Raw genomic sequence first — 224 nt, forward strand, 5'->3', positions numbered from 1 at the left:
CTGGGCGACGTCGGGGGAGACCACCGAGCCGGTCGGGTTGGCGTACGTCGGCACCACCCACATGCCCTTGACCGCCGGGTCGTCGGCCACCAGCGCGGCGACGGCCGCGACGGCGGGGCCGGCGTCGTGCATCGGCACGGTGAGCATCTCGATGCCGAAGTCGGCCCGCATGGAGAAGTGCCGGTCGTAGCCGGGCCCCGGGCAGACGAACTTGACCACCGGCT

At 73.2% G+C, this 224-nt stretch carries 1 pseudogene; it reads right to left on the reverse strand.

Annotated features, from left to right (window positions below):
- A pseudogene (locus QWJ41_RS21600) lies at positions 1 to 224 on the reverse strand (aminotransferase); the annotation flags it as partial.

Source organism: Nocardioides cremeus (assembly GCF_030518195.1).
GTDB lineage: Bacteria > Actinomycetota > Actinomycetes > Propionibacteriales > Nocardioidaceae > Nocardioides > Nocardioides cremeus.